21 protein-coding genes are annotated in these 24,890 nt (G+C 46.0%); 9 read left to right on the forward strand and 12 right to left on the reverse strand.

The window, feature by feature from the left end; all coding sequences use genetic code 11:
• Nucleotides 1-129 precede the first annotated feature (129 nt).
• A complete protein-coding gene (locus GC087_RS19845; RefSeq protein ID WP_324029130.1) occupies nucleotides 130-1,008 on the forward strand; it encodes a LysR family transcriptional regulator in 879 nt (292 codons plus the stop codon).
• A 44-nt stretch (nucleotides 1,009-1,052) separates the two neighbouring features.
• Here GC087_RS19845 and GC087_RS19850 read toward each other — a convergent pair whose 3' ends face one another.
• The 4 genes from GC087_RS19850 to GC087_RS19865 form a co-directional block, all read right to left on the reverse strand.
• The gene (locus tag GC087_RS19850) at nucleotides 1,053-2,018 is read right to left on the reverse strand and encodes a DMT family transporter (RefSeq protein WP_324029132.1); all 966 of its coding nucleotides are present in this window, start codon (nucleotides 2,016-2,018) and stop codon (nucleotides 1,053-1,055) included.
• A 123-nt stretch (nucleotides 2,019-2,141) separates the two neighbouring features.
• Nucleotides 2,142-3,638, reverse strand: coding sequence for a class I adenylate-forming enzyme family protein (locus GC087_RS19855; RefSeq protein ID WP_324029133.1), 1,497 nt, complete (start codon nucleotides 3,636-3,638; stop codon nucleotides 2,142-2,144).
• 32 nt (nucleotides 3,639-3,670) lie between these two features.
• Nucleotides 3,671-5,056: an aminotransferase class I/II-fold pyridoxal phosphate-dependent enzyme gene (locus GC087_RS19860; RefSeq protein ID WP_324029135.1), complete on the reverse strand. Its 1,386-nt coding sequence runs from the start codon at nucleotides 5,054-5,056 to the stop codon at nucleotides 3,671-3,673.
• Between the two features lie 162 nt (nucleotides 5,057-5,218).
• Nucleotides 5,219-5,524 carry a hypothetical protein gene (locus GC087_RS19865; protein ID WP_324029138.1) on the reverse strand — a complete coding sequence of 102 codons (306 nt, stop codon included), beginning with the start codon at nucleotides 5,522-5,524 and terminating at the stop codon, nucleotides 5,219-5,221.
• 552 nt (nucleotides 5,525-6,076) lie between these two features.
• Here GC087_RS19865 and GC087_RS19870 point away from each other — a divergent pair.
• From GC087_RS19870 to GC087_RS19885, 4 genes are all read left to right on the forward strand, one after another.
• Nucleotides 6,077-6,403: a SymE family type I addiction module toxin gene (locus tag GC087_RS19870; protein WP_324029140.1), complete on the forward strand. Its 327-nt coding sequence runs from the start codon at nucleotides 6,077-6,079 to the stop codon at nucleotides 6,401-6,403.
• Between the two features lie 76 nt (nucleotides 6,404-6,479).
• Entirely contained in the window at nucleotides 6,480-7,271 is a 792-nt protein-coding gene (locus GC087_RS19875) for a phosphotransferase family protein (protein WP_324029142.1), read from the forward strand.
• A 144-nt stretch (nucleotides 7,272-7,415) separates the two neighbouring features.
• Nucleotides 7,416-7,646 carry a hypothetical protein gene (locus GC087_RS19880; RefSeq protein ID WP_058702141.1) on the forward strand — a complete coding sequence of 77 codons (231 nt, stop codon included), beginning with the start codon at nucleotides 7,416-7,418 and terminating at the stop codon, nucleotides 7,644-7,646.
• Nucleotides 7,643-8,038 carry an Imm63 family immunity protein gene (locus GC087_RS19885; protein WP_058702142.1) on the forward strand — a complete coding sequence of 132 codons (396 nt, stop codon included), beginning with the start codon at nucleotides 7,643-7,645 and terminating at the stop codon, nucleotides 8,036-8,038. Before GC087_RS19880 ends, GC087_RS19885 begins: the two co-directional genes overlap by 4 nt.
• Before the next feature lie 467 nt (nucleotides 8,039-8,505).
• Here GC087_RS19885 and GC087_RS19890 read toward each other — a convergent pair whose 3' ends face one another.
• The 4 genes from GC087_RS19890 to GC087_RS19905 all read right to left on the reverse strand — a co-directional run bounded on the left by GC087_RS19890 (nucleotide 8,506) and on the right by GC087_RS19905 (nucleotide 14,722).
• The gene (locus GC087_RS19890; protein WP_324029144.1) at nucleotides 8,506-9,516 is read right to left on the reverse strand and encodes a hypothetical protein; all 1,011 of its coding nucleotides are present in this window, start codon (nucleotides 9,514-9,516) and stop codon (nucleotides 8,506-8,508) included.
• A gap of 113 nt (nucleotides 9,517-9,629) precedes the next feature.
• A complete protein-coding gene (locus GC087_RS19895; protein WP_324029146.1) occupies nucleotides 9,630-13,148 on the reverse strand; it encodes an AAA domain-containing protein in 3,519 nt (1,172 codons plus the stop codon).
• 786 nt (nucleotides 13,149-13,934) lie between these two features.
• Nucleotides 13,935-14,285 carry a DUF1493 family protein gene (locus tag GC087_RS19900; RefSeq protein WP_028722304.1) on the reverse strand — a complete coding sequence of 117 codons (351 nt, stop codon included), beginning with the start codon at nucleotides 14,283-14,285 and terminating at the stop codon, nucleotides 13,935-13,937.
• Nucleotides 14,279-14,722, reverse strand: a complete 444-nt coding sequence (locus tag GC087_RS19905; protein WP_324029148.1) for an STM2901 family protein — start codon at nucleotides 14,720-14,722, stop codon at nucleotides 14,279-14,281. The genes GC087_RS19900 and GC087_RS19905 overlap by 7 nt, the downstream gene beginning before the upstream one ends.
• 624 nt (nucleotides 14,723-15,346) lie before the next feature.
• Here GC087_RS19905 and GC087_RS19910 point away from each other — a divergent pair.
• Entirely contained in the window at nucleotides 15,347-16,156 is an 810-nt protein-coding gene (locus tag GC087_RS19910) for a hypothetical protein (protein WP_324029150.1), read from the forward strand.
• Nucleotides 16,157-16,502: 346 nt separating this feature from the next.
• Nucleotides 16,503-17,252, forward strand: a complete 750-nt coding sequence (locus GC087_RS19915) for a hypothetical protein (protein WP_324029151.1) — start codon at nucleotides 16,503-16,505, stop codon at nucleotides 17,250-17,252.
• Nucleotides 17,253-17,680: 428 nt separating this feature from the next.
• On the opposite strand, the gene GC087_RS19920 is transcribed toward GC087_RS19915, so the two are convergent.
• Together GC087_RS19920 and GC087_RS19925 are read right to left on the reverse strand one after the other, a co-directional pair.
• The gene (locus GC087_RS19920) at nucleotides 17,681-18,283 is read right to left on the reverse strand and encodes a Cap15 family cyclic dinucleotide receptor domain-containing protein (RefSeq protein WP_324029153.1); all 603 of its coding nucleotides are present in this window, start codon (nucleotides 18,281-18,283) and stop codon (nucleotides 17,681-17,683) included.
• Entirely contained in the window at nucleotides 18,284-18,841 is a 558-nt protein-coding gene (locus tag GC087_RS19925; RefSeq protein ID WP_324029154.1) for a hypothetical protein, read from the reverse strand.
• Between the two features lie 467 nt (nucleotides 18,842-19,308).
• Here GC087_RS19925 and GC087_RS19930 point away from each other — a divergent pair, with 467 nt between their 5' ends.
• Complete coding sequence (locus GC087_RS19930; RefSeq protein ID WP_324029156.1) at nucleotides 19,309-19,848, forward strand: hypothetical protein; 540 nt, start codon at nucleotides 19,309-19,311, stop codon at nucleotides 19,846-19,848.
• 357 nt (nucleotides 19,849-20,205) lie between these two features.
• Here GC087_RS19930 and GC087_RS19935 read toward each other — a convergent pair whose 3' ends face one another.
• Complete coding sequence (locus tag GC087_RS19935; protein WP_324029157.1) at nucleotides 20,206-21,114, reverse strand: LysR family transcriptional regulator; 909 nt, start codon at nucleotides 21,112-21,114, stop codon at nucleotides 20,206-20,208.
• A 101-nt stretch (nucleotides 21,115-21,215) separates the two neighbouring features.
• On the opposite strand from GC087_RS19935, the gene GC087_RS19940 reads away from it, so the two are divergent.
• Nucleotides 21,216-22,343, forward strand: a complete 1,128-nt coding sequence (locus tag GC087_RS19940) for an FAD-dependent monooxygenase (RefSeq protein ID WP_324029158.1) — start codon at nucleotides 21,216-21,218, stop codon at nucleotides 22,341-22,343.
• A 219-nt stretch (nucleotides 22,344-22,562) separates the two neighbouring features.
• Here the strand turns inward: GC087_RS19940 and GC087_RS19945 are convergent, their stop codons facing one another.
• The gene (locus GC087_RS19945; RefSeq protein ID WP_324029160.1) at nucleotides 22,563-24,887 is read right to left on the reverse strand and encodes a phage/plasmid primase, P4 family; all 2,325 of its coding nucleotides are present in this window, start codon (nucleotides 24,885-24,887) and stop codon (nucleotides 22,563-22,565) included.
• Nucleotides 24,888-24,890 lie beyond the last annotated feature (3 nt).

The following is a 24,890-nucleotide window of genomic DNA, read 5'->3' on the forward strand; positions in this document are numbered from 1 at the left end:
CCATTCTACTTATCATCGGTATGGCGACGCGTAATTGTTGACTTTTTAACGTAAAGTAACAATTTCTAATGTAAATTAGACCAGTCGAATAAACTGATCTATCACCTCACATAACAGGCGGAAAGCGGAATGGATTTAAACCAGCTCAGGACCTTTGTAACCGTCGCTGAAACAGCCAGCCTAACTAAGGCAGCAAGTCTACTTTTTCTTAGTCAGCCAGCAATAAGCGCGCATATAAAATCACTTGAAACAGAATTTAACGTTCGACTGTTCAAACGCACTCCTCGTGGTATGGAGTTAACCGCACCAGGTTTAATAATGCGCGATGAAGCTCGCCTCGCACTTGACGCCGCAAGTAAATTTGTAAGCAAGGCCCGCTCACTCAATACTATTGGTACTTGTGCGCTCGGAACGATTTCAGTTCCGGTTATCCTTAATCTACCGCAGGTTCTGTCCCAGCTGCGTCAACGACATCAAAACGTCAGTCTGACAATCCGTCAGAATATCTCCGGTATTATCATTGATAGCCTGATCGCCGGCGAGTTGGATGCGGGTTTTATCATCGGTAAAGTTTACGAAGAGCGATTGGGTACCATCGTGGTTTCTCCAATTACGCTATGTATTGTTGGCCCTCACGCATGGAAAAAACAACTTGAGACTGCTGGCTGGGATGAGCTCCGGCAGTTTCCCTGGATTGCCACGCCTGAAAAATGTTCTTTCAGTTCAATAGCAAGGGATTTTCTCAAAAAACATGGCATTGAGATACGGCCTTCCATCATCGCCGACCAGGAAAAAACACTAGCGGAGCTGGTCGGTATGGAAGTCGGGATCACGCTTATGCGGGAGGATATCGCTCTGGCGCTTCAGGATAGTGGTGAGTTATATATCTGGCCTAGAGAGAAAACTGTGAGCCAACTATGTTTTGTCTGGGACCGAGAAAAAGAAACGTCCCCTGTGGTAGCCGCGCTGATCGAGACGGTAAGAGATATTTGGCAGATAGAATCCTAATGCAGGAAAACTCCCCTCTTCCAAGGAGGGGAGCCTAATGAGCCTTAACGCTGGGCGGTAGACGTTTTTAGAATTGTCTTGTTTACGGTCTGCCGTGCAATTTTGCGCTGGTTCAGGTTGTTGAGCACCAACGCCGTGGCCGTGATAGCGGCACCGATAATCTGCATGTGCGTTGGCAGCACGCCATTCAGGGCTGATACAAGAAAAGCGGTGACGGGAACGACATCCATAAAAAGTACGCCATTGGTGGGGGTGATAATCCGGTTGCCTATGTTCCAGCAAAGAACCGCAATAAGACCTGCAACGAGTGCCATATACAGCAGGTGCGGAATGACGAAGATGATTGCCGAAGAATTCGGTACAGCAATCTTACCCGTGGCCATCAGCAGCACATCAGTACCGATGACACTTGTCATCCCCAGCAGCGTTGTTATCGTTGTATAACGCAGCGGGCTCCAGCCCGGAAAGTAGCTTCCACCGATGGTATACAAGACCCAGCACAGTGCACCCGCAATCAGCAGAAGATTAGCTGTCAGGCTCATTGGTGAATTCAGGACCGCAGAGAGATTACCATTGGTGATGACCAGTATCACGCCGCTAAAGGACAGTAGAATAAATCCAAAGGTACTGGCCTGAGGACGAACCTTTTTCAGTGCCCAAATAGTGAGGAGCCCAAGCATTGGCATCGTCGCCATCATAATAGATGCAGTCAGCGCACCGGTTGGCCCTGCGAGATGCTGTCCCAGGAATACCAGAAAACCGAATCCAGCAAAACCAAGTGTTCCAAAGAGCCAAGCCAGTCCCCATTTTTCGTCCTTCAGAGTGAAAGCTGAACGCCCTTCACGAATTAGCAGCAGTAACGCGAAAGCAATACCCGCGATGCCATAACGGAGTGTGGTAAAATTAAACGGATCGATTCTGGTCAGAGCTTGCGTCATTACGGGAAACATAGCGCCCCATGAAACCGTGGCCAGAAGGCAGCAGAAGAGCCCTTTTATATAAATATTCATTTATTCACCTTTATCATTTATTAAAAATATTCGGCAGGAGTTACTTTTTATATTTGCATAATCGCTACGTATTGACTATTCGCAAGTTTTTATTCAGGTATCAGAAATTATGATACTACTCATTTATGCCGCATCGAGAATACGTATGATTTCACTAAAGCGAACTTTTCCGCTTGGGCTGTAAGGAATTTCATCAACACGGTGCGCCGAAAAATTAATAGCCCCAGTTTTTCCTGCCTCCTCTTTGATTTTTTCAAACAATCGAAAAATTTTCTCTTTACCATGCTGGTCAGTGCTAAAAATACATTTCATATGATTAACTCCCTCCAGTTGAATCGCGATTAGGGCGACATCTTTAATACATGGCAGAGCACGAATTGTTTCCTCAATGCGGTAAACATCATGTTTGTTATGGGTTTCACCGTTACGATTCATAAGGAATAGCCTCCCGCTATCATCCAAATAACCGTAATCAGCCATCAAAAAGTAGCGTTCCCCCTCAAGCACGATGAACGGTTTAATTCCATCGTGGTACTCATCCATAAGCATATAGCTAGATATAGCCACTCTTCCTGTTTCTCCCGTACCAAGTGGGTTATTGTTTCTATCGAGAATCCTTACCTGATTGCCATCATAAGGGCGTCCCACACTTGCAGGGCAGACCAGCATGTCAGTAGGATCTGACAGCACATTCACTCCCGTCTCAGTACATCCGTAATACTCACAAAAAATATCGCCAAAGACAGCACGTGCGGCAAGTTTGGTTTTCACCGGAAAATAGCAGCCTCCAACCAGTACCCAGCGCAGGTGATGTTGTATCGCGGTATCTTTATAGATAGTTATCATCTTGGTAACCAAATTAGGTGTCATTACGGTTGCCCGAACTTCCTCTCGAGAGAGTGTTTGCATGAGCGCCCGCTCATCATCCTGGTCGACCAAATACAGAGGTGCACCAAGCCCCATAAACATACGCGCCCATCCGTTACCCGCAGCGTGATAAAGAGGCAGAATGAGCATGAATCCATCTGTGTCACTGAAGCTAAATCGTTCGGTAAACCACGCGAAGCGTCGGGCATCAAAAGAGCGATAGCGCAGAGCTACCTTAGGTATTGCGCTCGTCCCAGAAGTCAGTGCAACTGCGCGAAACGATGATAGGATAGGTACGGTAAGTAAGCTATTGAGTTCAGGATGATGCAATTCGCCAATACTTTCTATCACTGGATCAATTGGGGAATTAACACCTAGCATGCTTGTCCCGGCAATATTTAGATTACTGAGTTCTTCGGGTGTGTAGAGGCTAAACGAAACCAGCAACAAACCAGGGCTAATTTTTTTAATCAGTGTGCTGAGAGTCTCTATCGGAAGCGAATAATCCAATCCGTTAGTCGGAATACCTAACGTGGCGAATGCGGCAAGCCAGCTAATGAGTTCCGCATTATTTTTTGACAGGTAGCAAACCGAGCGGAGTTGATCTTCACTGAAACAGCGCCTAAGAAAAATTACGCGGGATTGAGTCTGTCGTATAATATCATTCCATGTATAATTATTTTTATTGTCAGAGATACAAGTTTGATCACCGCGTAAAGCAGCGATCTCATTCATTCGGCTAAGTGTAATCATTTTAAATTCTCGATAGATTTAAGTTTTAAAATTCATGCTGCGATGATAATAAATCCACTTTTACGATGACTTTCTATTTTACTTTTTATAACTTCATCGATAACTTCCCCAGGAAAAACAAGTGGAACACCTGGTGGGTAAGGAATAATAAACTTGTCTGATATTTCATTTTCTGAATAGCGTTGAATATCTTTGTCCTGACATATCTTATCTAGTGCAGAGATGAGTGCAGAAACCGCTTGCTCATTGATGCCGATATGGAAATTGAAGAGAAGAAAATTATTGATTACTCTTTTTACGTAAATGTTTTCTTCGCACAACCGTTGCTTTATCTCAACACCTGTTCCAATTGATGAAACATCAAGTATCACTTTTGTAGGATCATAATGCACATGCCAATGTGAATTCAAAATTTGCCGACTGACAGCTTCAGAACCGAGTTTTTTTAGAGAAGAAATGCCTTTAACAAATTTATCTACCAGACTGCGAGAGTGCGTAGCGAGGGCATTGCCGTGTTCACTCATTACTGCCTGTGCGTTATCGAGTGAAGCGATGATCGGATAACTCGGTGAAGTGGTGTGAATGCTGTATTTAGCAGTTTCAATTCTTTCCGCGAGGTTATCAGTGCCACGACAATGGATAAGAGATGCCTGGCGCAGACAAAAAAGAGATTTGTGTGCGGAGTGGGTACAGATGATTTCAAGGTCTGGATATTGCTCTAATAATGAATCGATATTCATTACTGTCAAGGGACGAATATCTTCGCTGAAATAATTCAGACTTCCCCAAGCTTCATCAATAAAGAATTTACGCGTAGTGATTCCGGCCGCCAGAAGCCGTGCCAAAACACCAGGAATATCATAGATTACGCCTTCATACGACTGTGCAGTGAGGATAACCATATCACAGATTTTACCATTCCCCTGTAGTGTCAGAAGAGTCTTTTCCAGATTTTCGTATGACCACGCACTAATTTCCTCATATTCAGTACGCAAATCTGGACAGATATAATGTACTTCGGCACCGATTGCTCTGGTATGGAAATGCACCGACTGGTGACAGTTTTTGTCAACAAGAACTCTATCTCCTTTTTTATAAAGAGCAGAAATTGCAATTTGGTTAGCTGTACTGGTTCCACCGGTGATATAGAAAGAATAATCAGAGTTGTATAGTTTTGCTGTCAGATTTTGCGATTCTGAAATAATTCCAGATGGGAAAAAGAAACTATCAAAAAGCTCTCCTGTTACTGAGCATTCAAAGTGCTCTGTTAATTCATCATTCGATTCACCTATGATATCACTGTTTCCGTAACTTGATTTAGGCAGTGCATGAAAAGAAAAGAATTTTCTCTCTCGTAAATATTTAAGTCTGTTTAATACAGGGGTAGATCCGGTCATATTTATTACTCTGGCGTTCATATTCATTCCCTGCTGTCATGTTATGTTCGCCATAAAATATGCCTTCGTATTTTTTAAATGGATATTTGTATTTTTTGATTCAGTTATCAGCATTGGTGATAGCCCTACATGTATTGGGTAACAATGCCTTTCATAATTCAAACTTGCTAGCACCCCTCTAAGTTAAGAGGTGAAAGCTATAATTTTCGCGCGCCAGCGCCGTTGTTCTGCCTTGAACGTGGCTTTTTGTTCGCGGGAACGTGCTTTGAGGATAGCGCTCAAGCGCCATGCCAGCTTCATCAGACGTAGCTCTGTCATAAATGGCAGGTTGCGATTTCTGGCATTCATCCAGATGGAGAAGGCGATAACAAAAATCATCACACCGATACTGAATAGCACCCCGCGCCGCGCCAGTTCATGCAGAAAGAAGAGCAGCATGTTCACCAACATAAAAGCCAGCTCTTTCAGGCTGCTGCTATCTTCGGCCATTTGTGTGATGGATTCGGTGAGATCGAGATCGGCTGTTAAGTCTGGATGCTAGCGCTTTTTGACAATCTTCATGTTAGTTTTAAAGGCTCTGTAATTCTGCGGCGTGAAACGATTACTGAGGACTTTCTTTCGAATTTTAGTTTTTCTGCCCATGCACGGTGCCTCACCTGGATGGCCTTTCTGTAATGTAAGCATCACTTGATTTACCGAAAAATTGTCCAATAGCCAGCATGCTGAGTGAGTTCTTTTGGTAACGCATGGAGGCGATTTGAGTTAAGAAAAAGGACAGCGGATTGACGATAAGGATGGGTCAAATAGGTTGATGTTTTCAGCGGGTTCAATCAAATTCAAAACGCCGATCTGCGACGAAAAGCGATGAATTCTGATGATATTTGCACTTAATTTCTGCGTACGCTTTCGCAGTTTGCTATTTTCTCTATCGCTGCATTTTCGCCTGCCTGATTAAATATTCCGGTCATTTAGCGCGATACGGATGTGGGGCAACACATCCGCATCGCTGATCACAATCACTATTTACTGAGAATAGTAATCATGACTGCTTTCGATTGTATTTTAGGCCACACTGAACCTAAAGCATCAAACTATACCCAGCGCTATGCGACCGTGGGTTATGTGACCCGCACTCCAAATTATCGCCGCGTTCCAGCGATTACGCTGAAGGGCTGCTGGCTAAAAGAAGCGGGTTTTCCGATTGGTGTGCAACTGGATGTTAAGGTTACCTGGTGCCAGATTATTATCAGTTTTAAACCCAGGGACGTGATAAACGGGACGCGGGTGGGATCGATTAAGGATCTGGCTTCGCTGTCCGTGCAGCAGAGAAAGCGGGTGATGAAGGCGATTGGGCTGACTGAGTGGTAAGAGGTTGAGGGGGCTTGCTCCTGCGGAGGTGGGGGCAGGCTGTATGCGTTACGCTTAGAGTAAATGCAGAATTACTATGACTGACGCCGATTTAGCGAAAATGGGTAGTGCCTGCGTAAAACGCCTTGCGGATGAAGATGGTAAGCCCTGCGCCATTGAAAAAGCGCCGGTAAGCGAGGTGGAATATGCTTTCTACTGCGATGCCGCTCCTCTTCTGGCTCAGCATGGCATTCTGACGCCCGTTGTGAAATCAGTCTGCTACGAACAACGAAAGCTCATACTCGAATATATTCCTGAACCCATCCAACAAGACGCTGTTACAGGCGATGCATTCCTTTCCGTTCTTGCACTATTACATTCTGTACCGCCTGATCCCTCATGGACGTTCAGCACACATCGGTGGGACGAGGCAGCACTGGAAAGCTGCCTCGATCTGCTTCGCCTGCCTGCTGAGGCGGAACGGCAGCTTCGGGCAATGCAGAAGCACAGCAATGTGCTTTTTGAACCGTATTGCATGATCTCCGGTGATACCAATGCAGGTAACTGGGGAAAGAGAGAGAATGGCGAACTGGTGCTGTTCGACTGGGAACGCTTTGGCCTGGGTAGCCCGGCTATAGATTTAGCGCCTTTGATCAAAGGGATGGGAGGAGAAGAAGACTATCGGGCCATAGCCCGACGCTATTGTCAGTTGAATAGCAGGTTTAATGCGGATGTGCTGGCGAAAGAGATCGTCCTTGCTAAAGCGTGGATTGTGAATGAGGTGGTGCTGATATTGAGTGAGCGGAGAAAGCCGGAACTGGCGAAGTATTTGGGATGGTACGGGGAGGTGCTGCCTGAGTGGTTGGCATCATCGAGATTAGACAGCTAGCCATATCTTAAGCAAACTGAAGAACGCAGGGTTGGCACTGTACGTGTTAGCTGATGCCACAAAGGTCTTTGCATTAATTCTGTTTCACTCGTAAGAGATTCAACGTATAACATATTGAATGAGTGATATAGAGATGAACATAAAATGGCTTTCGTATTCATTCCTGCATTAGTTACCTTACTCGTATCAAAAGAGAAAGAAAAAGGGCTGGCATTGACGAGAAATGGAGTTGAAGCCATTCATGATAATGCCACTGCAATCACGTTGCCTGAAGATATCGCATTCAGTATGGTGGAAAGTCGAGGGTATAATGACATGGAGCCAGAAGATGTCTGGAATGCCCGGCAAGCGTTTAAAAGTAACATCACACAATGAAAACTATCGAGGAATTAAGGGCAAGCCTTCTTAAAATTGGTGAACAACTTGGCGGCGGCATCAGGCCAAATTATTACTTCACTATCCCAGACCAATCCGATGGTGTAGGCACCCCCTATCTGGAGATAGGCGGGGAAGTATACCATTTTGTGGCTAGTGAAAGAGGGATCGAGTTTAATCGAAAATCGACTCTTGATTATGAAGACGTTCTTTACTGGTTCACTGACGATGGCGTTAGGGCTTTGGCTTCTGAGTATGCTGCATCAAACAAAAATTCGAATGAAGAATTCAGAATCTTATATTTTCGAAAGCAATTTTATCTGATGCTTTCAGTCAAGCCTGAGTGGGCCACAAGAAAAAAGAATGAAATAAAGCAGATTCTCATTAGTTAATCATCCTGCTCGACCCTGCGTACGGTTCTACAAAAATTCTCAACACATGATAAGAAAGAATCCATTTAATATCAAACATTTAACTTGTCGATTAAGATCAGAATACCGCCAAAAGAAATTAGGAACACAAAACATCCAAAGCTCAATAAAAAAATACCAAAGAAAGGAATCATCCATCGCATCAATTCGGCATTACTCTCATCAACAAAATGATATGCCTCGCTGTTTTTATCCAGGAAAAATATACTTTTATTTTTTTTTAGTCTGATAAAGAAATATGCCATCGTGGCAGCACCAAAGAAGCCAATCATACTGCTGTAAAGATATGGAGCAGGAAGCGTATGTTTTTTCTGATAAAGACCAATAATCTCATAATATTTCCTTCTGTTTATTGCGTACAGAAGGACTGACAGGACGAAGCATGAACAGGCAAAAAGGATAATTAGAACAACAAGATTCTTCATTTGTTAAAGGCCAAAATGTTTATATAAAGCATCCATTCCCAAGTCAGCTGCGTAACCACCAGCCATACCACCAGCAACTGAGCCAACCGCTGCGCAAGCCACGCCACCAACACCTGCAGTTGCAATACCAATAGCCGCACATACACCCAAGCCAGCAAACGTACCTAAGGCCCCGCCACCATAGCCAACAGCTGTAGTGCCAATAAACTTTCCATATTCTTTAAAAGCAGTTCTTTCACATTCGTTCTCTCGGCCCGTCGTGCAGCTTTTGACCACTTCATTCGTGCTGTTCGCAAATGAAAAACCAATACCAATGTAGCCGCCGCTTTTAAGAAAACGTGCAGCTTTGGCAGCATTCCCCACGAATGTGGAATAACCCGGTATTGCACCAATACCAACGGTAGACCACTCGTGAACTATTGAACGGCTAGAGAGGTTTAATGCTCTACGGATGTCTTCATATGGTTTGAATTTAACCGAATAGCGGATAAGAGATTTCAATAATGGCTTGTTAACCAATTCTTTTAATTGATTAAAGAGTTGATTACGCTCTGTAAAAAACTGCTGACTAATCAGCGTTCCTTGTGTACGAAATTGATTTTGATAACTTGCCTCAATCTTTTTCAGTATTTGCTCAATTGAAGCAAAATACTTTTCTCCAACGTCACTGGTTATGCCGAAGATTTTGTCACCTGCGCTTGTAATGCCTGCGATAAGTCCATAATATTTGTGAAGATACTCAGCTTCATCAGTCCTGGTGCCCATCAAAGCTTCATTCGTTTTTGACTTAGCCTGTCTCAATGCAGCCAGAGCGTTAAGTGTTAAAGGTGCCGGTGTATCAGGGTCTGCAACAATCAAAATTTGCCCTGGCTTTAACCAGGGCGTGTCAGCATTCATCTGCATAAACATCTGAGCGGCCGGAGAATGGACATTGTTGAAAAGTGATCGTGCCTGAAAATCCAGGGAACCCGGCAGATCTACTACACAATATCCAGGTGCAATATTACGAGCCATTTCCATATCCTCCATCCGCCTGAAACTAGTGAGACTTTATGATAAAACTCAAACATCATCAATCCATAGAGTAACGTTATCATTCACCAAAATGACATGAAATGGCTCAACTTTTATTCCAGTAAGCGTTGCTCCAGATTGGAATAAATGATCTTAATTTCATTTTTTAAAGCATCACCGACATACACCATCGATATGTCGTAACGCTTGAAATTCTCATCACGTGATGCACTAAACCAGTTGAATGAACCGACACACAAGAGGCCTCCGTCACCAATGACTACTTTATTGTGTATGCGGTCAACAACTCTGGTTGATATACCGAGTTCTTCTAGCTTTCCAAGAGCTTCATCAAGGCGCTGCCGTTTTTCTATCCGCTGATCATAACTGGAAGCCTGGGTATTGAAACTCTTGTCTGTCACGACTGTGATATCAATTCCGCGGGAAAGAGCACGTTTCATTGATGCCAGAAATCCGGTTTCTTCCAGCTTATGCCAGATTAACCAGGGAGAGACAATCATGATGCTCTTCCCGATTGAGTCAAACGTCTGGTTGAGAAAGGCATCATGCTCTTCTGCCCCGTGTAGGGTAGAAATCTGTGTTTGAGCAGTACTTAAATCCGGGCGTTTTTTGAACTCAAACTGCAGCGCATTATTTGCGGAAGCAAACAGGTATTTCGCCAGTAATCCTCTGGGCGAAGAGCCCGGCTGGATCTCGAAGAGGTCCATATCTCCGAAGACCAGAAAACTGTCCTTAGCCCGGGAAACGGCAACGTTCAGCATGCTGCTGTCACTATCAATAAATCCGCCATCTTCGTGCTTCGAATATACGGGTGAGAAAAGCACGATGGATCGTTCTGCCCCTTGCAAAGCGTGCACAGTTCCTACCGTCAGGGAATTTTCATCACCACTACAATTAATATCCTGGTTGCGTAATGATGACTTTATGGCATTAACCTGTGCAGAAAATGGCGTCACCACACCCACCACTTTATGTAACGGTTTTCCGTAATGCGCCTCGATTTCGACTTTATGAATCGCAAGCCAGGCCGCTATCGTTTCAGCCTCAAAGGCGTTATAGCGACTTCCGCCATTTCCCTTTACACCTTTGCCATCAATGTGGAGATAGCCCATCGCAGGAAAAATCGTTTCTTTTTCCTCGCCTCGTTTTGGCTGTAACTTACCGTGATAACAAAGAGCGTTACAGTAGCCAATAATATTGTCGAAGCAACGGCGATGCTCATATAGGTACATTCCGCGGGCAAAGTCAGGATCGTACTTATAGCGTGAATTAAACTGAGCCACTTTCATAACACTGCCTGATGCAGCACTTTTTCCTGACTCACTCATCAAGATATAGGCTTCAATAATCTCCTTTTGCGTACTGCCGTGAAGGATATTCTCCTCCATCATGTTACCTATATCGATGCTTGGTAGGCTGTTCCAGATAGGGGCGATTTGTTCCGTATCGCCAATTACCAAGGCTTTATTCGCCAGTGCGAAAGACGCTGCGGCAACCTCAGGGAGGACCTGCCCCGCTTCATCGACAATCAGCAAGTCGGCGAAGTTATATAAATATCCATCATCAAACTTCTTGCTGCCAACATGTTCCCTGATGAGCATATGGTGAGGGAGCATAAAGCAGGTCATCACGACACAAGGGGTGAGTTTCATTCTACGCAACCAGCGGGCTTTAATTGCCTTCGCCCCTCTGCGATCTTTTTCTTTTTGAAGATTATCAATCCCAGCCATATCCATCAGCCAACGGCCTTCCCAGTAATGGGTTGCCAACAAGAACGCAGGGAAACGGAGCCCTGTATCTGCAAGCTCATCCGCTCTGGACAGGGTCACTTCATATTCATCTGTGTGCCCTAGTGAATATGTCAGCTCGCGCCAGCGCTGAGATGCTTCGTTTTCGCGTCTGGAGATGTCCTGGGCTAGTTTGATCTCCTTTTGGTAACCCACCTGTTCTTTAGACGCTTGGGAAATTAAACCTTCTATAAATGCGTCAATATCTTCAGGCAGTGATCCCTTAAACTCCACCATTTTTGCGCCAAACGTCTCTTCTAAAAAGAAGTTCATTTGATAGTGACGTTTAGTGCGAACGACAGGCAGCCAGGAGAAAAGCGCATATACCACGGACTCATTCGCACGATATTGCTGCCACTGCTTTTTACCTTGATTCAAAAGCGTGATGTCATTCGTACTGTTAAGCAGTAACGCATTTTTATCTTCAATGTACTGGTCGAGATCTTCGCTGATGGCATCCCGCTCACGGCGAACCGCATTCAGCCTGTTCCATGCCGGCTCGATTTGCTTAAGCTGAAAAGACATCTCAGTTAAACGATTATGTAAAAGCTCTATAACCAGCTCTGGAGAGCTACAGTCTTCGTTCGGAAACGCCGCCTTTGCCTTCTCCAGATAAAAAACTCTGGCGTCTTCAACATATTCGAGGGATTCGATACGATTAAAAAAATCTTCCGTCTGGTATTTTTTTACAGCGTCGGCTTTTTGAGTGGAAGACGGATAAAACGCGCCAAAACTGGTCACGTCGGGTAACCAACGCCCCGCCATTACCCCGGTACCAGAACCAAAATCTTTACCGAACGCTTCAATGATGTTGGTTACAGCCTGGTTATTGGTCGACGTAGCAATAACTACAGGCGGTTCACACTTATTAAGTGCAGCCCTGGCCCATTCGGTCGCAATAATGGAAAGCACCAGCGTAGTCTTACCGGTTCCCGGAGGACCGTTCACAGCGAGCATATCGCCCGGTTGCTGAGTCAGGTAATGACTCAAAGCATCACGCTGCGCCAAAGCCAGCGGAAATGTATCGCCAGAATGCCCAAGACGCTCGCTAAACATGGCGTTGTCAGGCAGAAGTGATTCTAATGGGGGCATTGCATTAGAGGCAAAGCGCGATAACAACGGCACTTCTTTTTTGCTCACCAGCAGATGGTCATACATAGGCAGTATATGTATGCTTGCCCCGCCAAACCGGTTAGCTTTGATTATATAGCCATATTCAGCCAGTTCATATTGCTCGTGGGATTCAATCCATTCTTTAGCAACGTTTTGAAGAAGCTCTTCTGACTCTTTACGATATTTTTCCCATAGGTTCTTGTATCGTTCATATCGCTTTTCACGCTGCTCATCCGTTTCCGCGTAGTGCTCATGCTCATCATCCACACCAAAGGTGGTTGAGTCATGTGTTGTTCTGTATTTGTCATATTGCGCCATCTCACCGATAGAAAATGTACCTTTGGGAAGTGGCTCAAGCAGGTCTCGCGGAATGGTCGTCGGCGCGTTGGGAAACAAAAAACCTTCGCGGTTCAGGAGAGCAGAAGTGACCAGTGGCGTGACGAACTCTGGTGCGCCTACAGTCCGCTCTTTGCCATGCTTCAACAGCCGGATAAATACCCGAGGCCGTAACAGCACCTCAACGGTTTTAACGTCTTCATCTTCATCCTCAAAAAACGCACGGACTGTTTCATCCTTCAGCCTTGCTGAGTTAATGTTCGTCCATCTGGTGAATGGCTCTACATCCTTACTCGCAAAAGCACCTTTGCCCGACTCTGCATCAGCCAGAGAGTTACGCCAGTATGAAGTGAATCCTTTAGTGTTACTGTCCATCCCGCATCCCGCATCCCGCAACTTAAGTCAAATTATTGATTTGATAGATATAAACGCACCTTATGATTAAGCATTGTCCACGATGTGAGCGCGAGTGCAATGATTTGTTTGTGTTATCCACATATAAAACTTATTTGTCCAAAAACATACTGTACACCTGACTTAACTCTCCAGAGCATGATGCATTATGATTTGAACGAAAACCTTTTATTTATTTTTATCTTTTTTTAAATTTTATATGCAATAACAAAAGCATAACGAACTTAGCGCTTATATTCCTTTAAAAGAAGGTTGTATTTATTGCTCAGCACTTAAGACCACCACAAAATAAATATAAACTTACTCACTAAAAAACTTCATTTTTTTATAATTTCTCTTCAAAATTTTCGACCTAAAACTTTTTCTTTCTTAATTTTTTTAATTACCATAAACCCAGATTAATTTACCCTAGGATTTTAGCAGGTTTTAGTGGATTAAAGAGGATATAAAATTCATCATAAGAGTTGAGTTTTAAAAAATTAGAAAAACTTCAAAAATGGCTGATTCGAAGGCCGGACTCAAATAATAATTCAACTATTTGTTTTTATTATTTATTTTGAAATTAAAAACCCAAAGTGCCCCCATTTGTGCCCCCTGATTTTTTTTAGCGATTTCAACTTGCAGGGTTCTCAATACGGTTAAAAACTGGTCGTGTGGAAAACTATCTAACCCATTGGTTAGGTTCCGAAAGACGGAACCTAACCACGCTCTATGCCTTTCTGATGGATCTGGGTGCACTTAAACTGTTCAGTTAAAAAGCCATCGTCCAGCTTTTGCCGACTCAACAAGCATAAAAATCGTAAGGGGCTTTGGTTCAACATCGGGGACTCTTTGCGACTTAGGCCTTAAGAAATTGGGCAGAAAGCCTTTTTCATAAGGCCAATATGCAAGAAAGTCAAATTCGCTACTATCAACGTTAAATCTTTGGAAATAGTCATTCATTATTTCATCACCAGTCTCTCTGGCCCAAGGATACTTACCTGTTGAGAGGCTGGTTTCGAGCGTTAATTCAGGCTTATCTCTTGAGAAAAGGGGTTTAGAATTATAATTATTGTCGTACCACTCAAAAATAGCGCTTTCTATCGTGTCCTTTACCATAGCTTGTCACCATTCTTTGCAATCAGGTTATAGGTATGGGTTGCTTTCCATGCGATTTTTGTCACGTCATTTAATATAAAGCCAATACCTAGTATTGGTATCCAGCGTCCAGCAAACGCCCCCAGATTATTAACGTAACTAAATTTAAGTCGTTTGATACTTTCAGTTGTAAGAGTTGGCCAGCGGTTCACTCTTATGTTCAACCAAACGCGGAGGTTTGCACTCAAGATCGACGTCCCCTTAGTGGCCCCAGCCGGTTTTCCCCGCGTCGTTTGAGTTGGTTGTCCTAAAATTATAAGTGCCAAAGTAGCTATATCCTCGACACCAAGCTGTTTTTGAGCCTCATCCAGAAACACGAAGAAAAAAAGCTCTCCAGCGGTGAGATTGAACATTCCTTTGTAAAAATACGTTCCACCCAGCTCTTCAACTGTATCCATTTCGCACCTCGTTTGTGGCTCTCTGAATACCATATCTGTCGAATTGATGTTCGTCCAGAATCGACGTTGGTTAATAACGACTCAATATGATGTCGTGATTCCCCATAAAAAAAGATTTTATGAATAATCCTTCACACTGTTCACCTTTTGTTTTTATGCATTCATATCATAAGGTTAGGTGGTGATGAATGGGTGAAGGGTGACGCATATCCTTCACCACGGGTGTATAATGGGTATAAAAAAACCGGCTTTCGCCGGTTCAGGTTGTCATGCTGCGTTCGGATCGTCGCACTTCGGCAGCCAGTCGGCGCTGCTTTAGTCCGTCAGCCCCAAGTTGGTCTGCATCCCGAACTATAATCGACGCTTCAGAAAATAGCTCTTATCATCCTCACATCAAAATGCGGGCTCGTCGTGAAGTATTGGGGTTGGTTTCAGTCAGCTATGAGCGAGGAGCGGAAGTAAGCATGTGCCTGCTAATGCGAAAAATCACTAACGAAACATTGGGTCCCCATTGTTGCCGATCTTTAGTGGCGTTCAAGATTAGCCCCAATCCTGATTATCATTTGATTACACTGACTGAAATGATATAAAACCTAATTACCTGATATTTTAAGGGGTTTAGTAATGTCACTTCCTGTTCCTTTTGGTGCAATTGTTACAGTAGTGAAGAAATGCTGGTCTACTCTTACCCAGATCATGCTGATAAAAACTTATCAACTCTCACATGAGCGCTGGGCAGTCAGACACAGGCTAGGGGCGAGCTGGCATTCCTTGGGGAATTATTTGGAGTACAGTCTACGATTTGCTCAGTTGACAGATAAAGAACCTCGTTGTTCACGTATTGCTTTCAGAAGCAAAGAGGAACGACTGCAACAAGTTGAACTTGTTTTTGAAGCCATTGGCAGTGGCTTACGCTACCAGGAAACACTATGTATTCAGGATGTAAATAACTCGCCGATAATATTAACGCTTTCAAATATTCCTACACTTGATGTACTTATTCTAGAGGATGGATTCGCATTTACGCTTGAACAGTACCAGTTAAAATATTGCACAATCAAATTGATGACTGGTGAAAGTATATCTATTGACAATTCGCCCAAATATTCGCTAATGCAAAACTGGTGTCTCAATGATACATGGAAACGGCGTTGGGGTACCATCTGGAACTGTAATGCAATTGAATGTGCCCGAAGGCGTATTGCTGAATATTGGAAATGGGGCTTTTGTCTGCCGTTAGTGGGACGCCCCCCGTTATATTCACCATCGCGAAAAGGTATTCATCTGTTTGAAGCAAAACCTTTACGCTGGGTTATGACACGCCCATGGTGTCTGAATGTCCAGTTTTGGACGGCAATTTGGTCAGGACTGTTTATTCTCAGCGAAGAGAATGTTTTGCAATGGCGCTGGAAAGAGCCACCACAACAAGACTAACTTCCATGAAGGCCGTCCGCTCTGAGCGAAGAGCGGAAGTTAACAGTTATTCTTGTAACTAATAAAGACATTACCCATATCTCAATATGTTAACCAATATGGAACAGGTTACCTGATCTGTGCCAGTGATTTACGCACTGACAATGACTGTCTAAGCTGTTGCTGGTTTGCTATTCAGAATGTCGCTATCGGTATGGATTTTCAACCTCTGATATACTGCCCTGCTATTTAAATAACCTTATTAAGTCAATACAATGTCTCACCGTAAATTTTCCGATATCTCGTTGATTACAAGACCAAGTAGGAGTATTTTTAGGCTTCTACCCTTAAGCCGGAAAAGAATAAAATGACTCTTAATGTTGTCAACCCATTCTTACACCCACTTCATTTATGGACGTACAGGCAAACCACTCAGCAGGAGCAAGTGAGTTTGTTTCAGAAACATGGCTATATAATACAAAATGTACCAGATCGGTTAGTAGGAACAATTAGTGATATGTATCAGGCTGCAAATTATATTGCTTTGAATCATGTTAGCGTTGAAGTTTCTAACCATATAACAGAAGCTCTCAAAACAGACTTTAACTTCAAAATATGGCGAAATTCTATGCCAGGAAAAACGCCTCAAAATTTGATTAACTACCAAAATTCTTACCCGCCTACTGATATAAATCTTGCTTCACATGAGGTGAGTCAACATGGTGTTATTCTTCCTGATGATCAAATCGTTTTTCATGGTGGAATTTGGCCAATTAATAATTGTGGATTCGATGAATCCACAATTAAAACAACAAGAGTTCTTTCAACAACTCTGTGTCCTGAAATAGCGATAAGTAATTCAAACCATAATGGCAAGGCAGAGGCTCAGGGAAGAGTGGATTTGGTGGTTATAAAGTTGAAGAATGTAAAAACCAAGGCGTTTGTTTTCAATCCATTCCGCGGTCAAAAAAAACATGAGAAAGAAGTTCTCTTTAACTCCGGAGCGACTTTGAAGTTTTTAAGTAGACAATTTATTTGTAACACATATCCAGTAGGTAGGGATATGTTTAATTTAAAACGCATTCCTGTATATATCATAAATGCTGAACTAAGCTAATAAACGGCTAAGTTCAAACTAATGATCTGTTTCCCATAAATCGATATAGCATGATATTAGTAATGTCTGCTTCTGGCACGAAACTGCCATTGGTAGGGCTATAGGTCAGCTTTGAGCGAGGAGCGGAAGTTGCAGATAAATTAAGTTGGGAATTGGGTTAGTCATAGGGGCAGCTGACAACGCACGTTCGCTACATATCAGCATTAATGCTTTGTGTGCACATTAAAAATTTCGATAAAATCAATGGCACGTTTATCGAGCGTAAGCATTATGTAATTTAATGTCACTCACCATATTGAATACACGACATAATAATAGAATGTCATTGGCTTGCGATTAATTTTAATTGGCACGTGATAGCAAAATATAAAAAGAAGCCCGTAAATCCCGGGCTCTTTCTTTGGTGATATGGGGGGCACGTACAGTTATTAACTATTAGGTGACGGTTTTTCCAGTTTGAAATATCCATCAGTTGCCGCACTAGTATAGTAATTTCCTGAAAGTTGAAACTCGCCTGCCTCAAAGAATTTTAAGTTGGCAGACCCTTCGTAAGCTTCTCTTGTACCAATACTGATCTTATTCGGTGTTACCCTATAGAAATAGAAGAGCTGAGCACGGCCGGACTCAGGGTCTTTTTTGGGTACCATCGCCAGTGTCTGTGAATCTGAGTCTTGCGACAATACCTCCATGCTCATGCTCAACCAGTTTTGCTTAATTATGGCTTTAGCTTTAACCTCACCGTTTTTAACACCGTTCCGGTAGTGGATGGTCATGTCCCATTCACCGTTGAGGTCAGGGAATAGCCAACTATTTAGGCATGGTAAAATACTCCAAATTTTTCTCCATCCCCAGTAGACAAAAACCAGCACTATTATATTGAGTAAGGCACCACCGCTTAGTGCCATACTAAGTAATTCTTGATCATGCTCAAATTTATATTTAATAAGTATCTCGTAGATGCCAATTACACACACGCAATATGCAACGGCTAGTACCCCAATTACGCGCAGCGGATATATTAATAAAAACATTTATGTCCTCTCAAAAAAAATCTCTCGGCCATCTTTGAAGAGGATAATACCTAAAGATTTGGTAGCAATACCACTTAAAAGAACGCCTGAAATGGTTGAACCAAATAGTGCTGCCATGTAACGGCCGCCAAATTTCCGACTTCTATTGATAATCGCAGTTTTCGATAAAGGAGGTGAAAAATATTGCGATAGTGATATCAAACTAAGGTCTGGCGCCAGCACATGAAATCCATCGTGAAGGTCGTTTGTTGCTTTAGAAATTTTAGCTAAGTATGTAGCAACGTCTTCTTCTTGAGGTATCGAGATCCCTAGCCTAAGCGGGGCCGTGGGAAGTTCGGCGTCCAGTTGGCAGACAATCACGCCTGCGCCAGTAAATTCATCACCCGCCAAGGCTCTAATTCTGCTCAATATTTTTACTAATTCACTAACCATGAGAGTATCCATACTTTTTTGCATTTTCACATAGTACCATTCTGATCCCAAGGTCGGTTCCGATGTCCGCATGGAGTCGGAAAAAATGATAATTTTGGTATTAATTGTATAAAACAACTGTTCCATACTTTTGCATGATCCCGTTCGCCTCTGGGGAATGGAGTAATCGTTTTAGTCGTGTATTCAATATGGTGAATGGCATTACAGTACATACTGCCCATGCTCGATAAACGTATCAAGGATCATGTCATGAATTTCTGCCGATTTTGAGTATGCCAAAGCCTAGACCTTACCCAGCAACAATAGACCCTCACTCAACAGAGTGTGTTGTATCAAACCTGCCACTGCTGGTACACCACTCTATGGAAATGAACGTCCGCTCCTGGCACAGAGCGGACTTGCTGACTGAACTGAAAGTTCGCTATGAGCGAGATATTGACATTAAAAAGCTGCGAATCATAGCCTTCCTCAAAGGGTATGCATGCGGGCATGAAAGCTAGCGTGATGTATATCGTAAATAAGCATCCCCTGATAATATAGGGGGGCTTTTCAAAGATGTAACGAGGCAAGTATATTGGAATGGCATGATAAAAATGGAAAATATGACTATGTTCAGAACCCTCGCTTTAGCTCCACTTCTGCTGTCCCAAACAATTTGCTTCGCGGCCTCACATGAACAGGTAATGCTTTTAAATGCAGAACAAAAAATCGGTACCGAGGTTATTTGTCATGTCCCACTGAATATTATTGTGGACCAGAAGCCCGTCACACTGGATTTTAAAAACAGTATGACCGTGATTTCAAACCAAGGAAAAATTAGAACGTATCAGGTCATTGCAACGTTTGTACCCTATGGCACAACTACACCTGTTATCACACAACGCTATCATCTTACCGTTACAACAGACGAAACAGGCCAAACACATAAAATCGATCCGAACAGTGTCAACGTAACCAGTCCATACTCTGTTGAGTTGGCCCATAAAAATGAATCTCAGCTTCGCAATGCCTCTGAAAGTTATCAATCTGATAGCATGGTGTCAGTAACTGATTTTCCGAACTTCACTATTCAGGGATATGAAAATGGTCCTATCACTCGATGCGCTATATTCCCTAAAAACAGTAGTAGTTAGTACATTCCGATGTTAGCAACGTTGGCTTATGGCATATAGTGGACTTTTGCGCCACAACGGTCGCTATGAGCGAAAAGTGGGCGTCAATATGACGGCGACTGTCAAATTCAACATGACTGACCTGCCCCCTACGATTAATACACCGCCAGGGTAGCAATGTCCGCTTCTGGCACGAAGTCGCATGCTGGAAAGAACTTAGGCAGCTGTGAGCGAGAAGCGGACGTTCAAATGGCAATTCAGACCGGGATGTTTTCAACAAAAGGCGTAAGTCAGCCTGGGACAGCTATATGAAAAAAGCTTCACCTGTAAAATATCGCCAGCTTTTTATCTAAAACAATGTACTGGTTGCTTAATAAATCATGTTTCTTCCTTACTGCATATAGCTAATTGAGCAATCGCATTTTGGAGATGCTCCAGAAACGTTTTCACTTTTACCTGTAAGTATTTTCTGCCGGAATAGAGCGCGTATAGCACCAAATCTTCGGGGTCGCGGTTACAGTTAATTTTAACAAAGGAGCCATTATTGATTTCTGATTCACATGCATGGATAGGCAAAATGGCGAAACCAAGGCCTTTCAGTGCCGCGGCCTTAGCCATCTGTCCGCTGTTCACCTTGTAGCCTGACTGCACCTGGATGCTTTGGTTTGGTTTAAATCTCCAGGGCATTCCCTGAAGCACTGACATACTGGTAATGCAGGGGAGTTTAGTCAGCTCATCAACAGATTGTGGTAAAGGATAACGTTCCAGAAGTGATGGTGCTGCGACCACGCAGCTCGGCCAACGAAAAATTTCCCTCGCCACCCAGCAGGAATCCTCCAGTGGTCCACGTCCAAAGCGTAATATCAGATCGAATCCATCCAGCAAGCCCTCTGTTGGATCCAGTTGTGTGTCACAACTGAGCTGTATTTGGGGATGTCTGATGCAGAAGTCAGCGAGGATATCTGCCATGAATGGAAGGTCTGGTGTAATGATCTTAAGGTGACCTGAAAGCGAATCACCAAACAGTGCGACTTCTTGCAGAGCATAATCCAAAGCGTGCGTAAGCGGCGTAATAGATTGATATAGCATTCTGCCGGCTGCGGTTGGCATTATCCTGCGCGTCGTACGCTCCAGTAGCCGCACATGGAGCTGTTTTTCAAGTAAAGCGACATGCCTACTGACGTTGGAAGATGGCAACTGAAGCTGCTCTGACGCGAACTTAAAACTCAGTTTTTCATAAACAACCCGAAAGCTGATCAGCCACTGCAATTCACATTTCTCAATCATCAATTATCCCAAAAAATGAGATTAACAAATTTATAACTCTGTATTTATCAATAATAAGGTGGTCATTACAATTTTTTATTACGTTTCGTATAAGGAAAATAATGATGACCAGGCCTAAGAAAATTGCCATCGTCGGTGCCGGCGTTGCTGGAATAGCATTTGGAATACTCGCGACCAGACAGGGCCATCAAGTCAGACTGTTTGAGCGTGACCGCAACGTCTCATGCATGGGAGCTGGCGTGACTTTATGGCCTAATGCCATGTTCGTCATGCAGAAGATGGGGCTGGGCGAAAAGATCCGGCACGTAGGGGGGACACCGAGTATGATGCGCCAGTTTGATCGGAATGGTGACCTTCAAACGCAGTTCGATATTTCAGCAGTGAATTCAATTTGCGGTTTTCCAAGTGTGACAATATTACGGCGTGAACTGATGGGCTTACTGACCAGTACATTAGAGAGTCTGGGCGGAGGGATCACATTCAATTGTGCAATCGGTGCAGCGGACGTGATGAAGTTGAGCCAGGAGTTTGATCTGGTAGTTGGAGCTGACGGGCGTATGAATTCGGTCGTACGGCAGGCTCTGTATGTGGATAAAGTCACACCTCGTTATCATGGCTTTGTGAACATAATCGGTGTGGGGAGACAACAAGAGTACATCCTGAACAACGCTATTGATGACTTTCGCGGTCAAGGTGAGCGTTTTGGAATCGTCCCGGTGAAGGATGGGTGGTGCTATTGGGTAGGGGCGTGGAACGCTCCTGTTGACAATGGACGTCATCAGGCAAATTGGTACGATGAGCTGCATCAGCGTTTTCGAGACTGGCCTGCTCCTGTGCGGAATGCGCTGCTGTCATGTGATAGTGCATCTGTGCGGGGAATTTTTGTGCATGACATTGATCCTCTTCCTTTTTGGCATAAAGACAATGTCTTACTCATCGGAGACGCGGCTCATGCTTCCCTGCCTACATCCGGGCAGGGAGCATGTCAGGCGCTTGAAGATGCATGGAGTCTTACTTGTTTAATTAAAGAGACAGATGATCTGAACATTGCTCTGCAAAACTTTTACCATCAGCGACATAGCAAAACCTTAGCAGCGCAGATGGCTGGAAGACAATTCGCGCAGAAAATATTCTCTGAGCAGCCTGAGCCACTCTTACCCGCATCCATTAATTCCGCAGCAGAACTTAGCCGGTTCTGGATGCAGGGTTTAAAGCATATAGCCTTCTGAAACAAGTTATGAGAATGCGGTATAACTATATGTCGGAAGAATACTAATCGGTGCGATTTTAGTGTTAAACGCTGACCTAAGAACGTCCGCTTCTGGCACATAGCGGACTAACATTTTTATCAGTCGCTGACTTTATGGTGAGCAGAGAATGTCAGAGCACATCGTTCAACACAGATGACCGGCGGATATAAAAAAACCGGCTTTTGCCGGTTCAGGTTGTCATGCTGCGTTCGGATCGTCGCACTTCGGCAGCCAGTCGGCGCTGCTTTCGTCCGTCAGCCCGAGGTTGGTCTGCATGCCGGTTTTCGTGCGCCGCTTCAGGTAGCTTTTGCCGTACTCGCGCAGGATGCTCTCCAGCGCCTGGCTGAAGGTCTTCATGCTGAGCGGGGTGCGGTAGCCGTTGGCCTCCATGTACGCCAGGTAGGCGTGATAGAGGTAGCGGCGCGGTTGCAGTGGCCGGATGCTGGCGTTGCCCATGTGCAGGCCGTTCGGCTCGGCGGTGGCAAACAGGTAGCCGCAGAAGTCCACCATTGGGTCGGCGTCGCGCTTGATGCGCATGGCCTCGCCGGAGTTCTGCTGCTGCTGAAGCAGCGCGCGGGCGTCCTGCGGGTTGCTGAAGCGCTGCATCAGCTGGCGCACGATGACGGCCAGCTCCGCCTGTATCTTCTCCTTCAGCTGCGGGTCGCGCTCGTTTGCCGGGATGATTTCCGCGAAATGCAGGATGACGCGGCGGCGCGACACGCCCCCGCTGCGGTCGGTGAAGCGCATGGGGTTGTTGTTTACGGCCAGAATCACCGCCGGGATGTGCGTGGAGTAGGCGTCGCGGTACTTGGGGTCAACGGACACCGCATCGCCGCCGGTAATCGCCTTGATGCCCGCGCCGTCGCCGCTCCACTTCTCCTGGTCGGGCAGGCGGATAAGCGAATAGCCGATGACCGAGGCGCGCTCGCGCGACGACTCCAGCGTCTCGATGGTGGCCGACACGGCGTTGTCCGTTCCGGCGAGCATGGTGGCGATTTCCGCCATGATGCTCTTGCCGCTGCCGCCGGGGCCGGTGACCTCCAGAAACAGCTGCCAGTCGTAGCGGTTTGCCAGCACCATGAACAGCGCGGCCAGAATCACGTCCCGCTTCTCTGCGCTGCGCCCGGCGGCGCGGTCAAGCCACTGCCAGAAGTGCGGCGCGTGGCGCTCCAGCGTTTCGCCCGCCACCGGGCGGGTGTAGTCCACGTCGCTGACCGTGCGCAGCCAGTTCTCACGCCGGTGCGGGCTGAAGGTGCCGCTGCGTGTGTCGAGCACGCCGTTGCGAAAGCCGATGAGCTGTCGCTGCGGCGCGGCCTGCTGGGGCAGCATCAGCTTCAGCGTGTCCACCACGCCCGCCACCTTGCCCGCCGAGAACGGCGCGCGCAGGCGCTGGAACAGCTTTGCCACGTCGCGCCCGAACTGGTTGCCGGAAATCACCTTCCACGCCCCGGCCTCATAGCGGCAGAGGATTTCGCCGCTGGCGTCCACGGCCAGATTGCGCCCGTAGTGCTCCGCGACGCGCTCCGCCTTCTCGCTGGCGCTCATGGCCGTAAACTCGGCCTCGCTCATGGTGCCGAACGGGCTGGCGGCGGGCGGGGCTGAGGCTTCCCGCAGCGCCTGCCGGGTGGCGTCCTCCCCGTGCGCGGTAAAGGCGTCGTTCCAGTCGCCGAACACCGGCGGCAGGGCCATACTGGCGTTGCAGGCTGCGGCGGCGTGCTTCGCCTTACGCTGGCCGTCGCCGTTCAGGTCGCGGTCGGCGGCAATCACCAGCGGCAGCGTCGGGTGCTTTTCACGGACGAGGCCGGCCAGGGAAAGAAGGTTCACGGACGACAGGGCAACCCACACCGCATCCCCGGTCAGCGCGTGCACCGTCAGCCCGGTGGCGTAGCCCTCGGTGAGCCAGATGCGTTTCGGGGTGCCCTTACCGCTCAGGACGTGGCAGGCGCCTTTCACCTGGCCGCCCTTAAGCGTGCGCTTGTCACCGGCGGCGTTAATCAGCTGGACGTTAACCAGCGCGCCGTCCGCGTCGTGCAGCGGCACCACCAGGTCGCCGGGACGGTAAGCGGTCAGCGCCACCTTGTGCGGCTTTGTGAGCGTCAGACAGGTCTGCTCCGGCAGCCCCTTACGGGACAGGTAGGCGTTGCCGGTGACCGCTTTTGCGCTGCTGACCATCTGCTGCGCCAGCGCGGCCGCCGCCGTGCGGGCGGCCTCGTCGTCAGGCTCTGGCGGTGCGGCTTCCGTGACCGGCGGCAGGTTGCCGGTCAGGTCGTTCACGCGCGCGGCGGCCCCGGTCAGGCTGACGCCCAGCGCCTTCTGCACCAGGTCCATGCCGTCACCGGCCCCGCACTGGTTGCAGAACCACGTCCCGCGCCCCTCTTTATCGTCAAAGCGGAAGCGGTCTTTGCCCCCGCACACCGGGCACGCCGTGTGCCGGTTCTTCACCACCTTCACGCCCAGCGCGGGCAGGATGCGGGGCCACTGGCCCCGCGCGGCGCTGGCCGCGTCTGATACGGTCATTTTCATTGT

The organism is Pantoea sp. JZ2, from assembly GCF_035191405.1.
Lineage (GTDB): Bacteria > Pseudomonadota > Gammaproteobacteria > Enterobacterales > Enterobacteriaceae > Pantoea > Pantoea stewartii.